Origin of the sequence: Rhodococcus phenolicus, from assembly GCF_001646785.1 — a bacterium.
Classification (GTDB): domain Bacteria; phylum Actinomycetota; class Actinomycetes; order Mycobacteriales; family Mycobacteriaceae; genus Rhodococcus; species Rhodococcus phenolicus.
Map to the genome: position 1 here is coordinate 1 of NZ_LRRH01000185.1, position 1306 is coordinate 1306.

The following is a 1306-nucleotide window of genomic DNA, read 5'->3' on the forward strand; positions in this document are numbered from 1 at the left end:
CCAGTCCGTTTCGGCCGCGCTGCGGGCATCGGCGTGCAACGCGGCGATCGCGGCCTGCGCCTGGTATTCGCCGAGCCGGTCCCGAACCAGCGCGGCCTGCAGGATCGTCACCCCCTCCGCGATCAGGGCGGTGTCCCAGCGGGACCGGTCCTGTTCGGCGAGCGTGACCAGGCGGCCTCCCGGACCGGTGCGCGACGCGCGCCGCGCGTGGTGCAGCAGCATCAGCGCGAGCAGGCCCGCGACCTCCGGTTCGTCGGTGAGAGCGTCGAGTTGGCGGGTCAGCCGGAGCGCTTCGGCCGCCAGGTCGACGTCGCCGACGTATCCCTCGTTGAAGACCAGGTAGAGCACCCGCAGCACGGTGGGGAGATCACCCGGCCGGTCGAGGGGCAGTCCCGCCAGCTTCCGCTTGGCGCGGCTGATCCGCTGCGCCATCGTCGCTTCCGGGACGAGATGGGCCGCGGCTATCTGCCGGGTGGTCAGGCCCCCGACCGCGCGCAGGGTCAACGCGACCGCCGAGGCCGGCGACAGGGCGGGGTGCGCGCACAGGAAGTACAGATGCAGCGTGTCGTCGGCGGCGGGAACCGGCCCGGCGGGCGGCTCCGTGTCCACGGCGGCTTCCCGCCCCTGCCGTGACGTGTCGGCGCGCCACGCGTCGAGGTACTTGTGCCACGCGGCGGTGACGAGCCATCCCTTCGGGTCGCGTGGCGGGTCGTCCGGCCATGTTTCCAGCGCACGGATCAGTGCTTCCTGCACGGCGTCCTCGGCCGACGCGAAATCCGCTCCGCGTCGGACGAGGATGCCGATGACCGCGGGCACGAGTTCCCGCAGCAGCGTCTCGTTCACTCGGACACCGTGGGCGGCTCGGTGAGGAACGGCCGCAGTTCGAGCCATTCGTGGATCGGTTCGCCGCCGGCACCGGGCGCCGCGGACAGTTCCCCGGCCAGTTCGAGCGCGCGTTCTCGCGACTCGACGTCGATGACCATCCAGCCCGCGATGAGATCCTTCGTCTCGGCGAACGGCCCGTCCGTCACCGGCGGGCGTCCCTCGCCGCCGTACCGCACGAACGTGCCCTCGGGCGCAAGTGCCTGCGCGTCGACGAACTCGCCGCTCTCCTGCAGTCGTGCCGCGAAGTCGTTCATGTACTGCACGTGCGCGTCGACCTCCGCCGGGGTCCACCGATCCATCGGTACGAAGTCCCCGACCGGGGTCGGTCCGCCTCGGTAGTGCTTGAGCAGCAGGTACTTCATGATGTTCCTCCTACGTTCCGCGGCCCGTGGTGGCCGTCGTGGATAGTGCCCCGTGGAGT

2 protein-coding genes are annotated in these 1306 nt (G+C 71.4%); both read right to left on the bottom strand.

Features of this window, described 5'->3' with window-relative positions; all coding sequences use genetic code 11:
- A partial coding sequence (locus A8G15_RS28720) for an RNA polymerase sigma factor (protein WP_068166606.1) occupies positions 1 to 843 on the bottom strand: 843 nt, incomplete at its 3' end.
- A complete protein-coding gene (locus A8G15_RS28725) occupies positions 840 to 1250 on the bottom strand; it encodes a YciI family protein (RefSeq protein WP_068166607.1) in 411 nt (136 codons plus the stop codon). The genes A8G15_RS28725 and A8G15_RS28720, both read right to left, overlap by 4 nt.
- Positions 1251 to 1306: the final 56 nt, after the last annotated feature.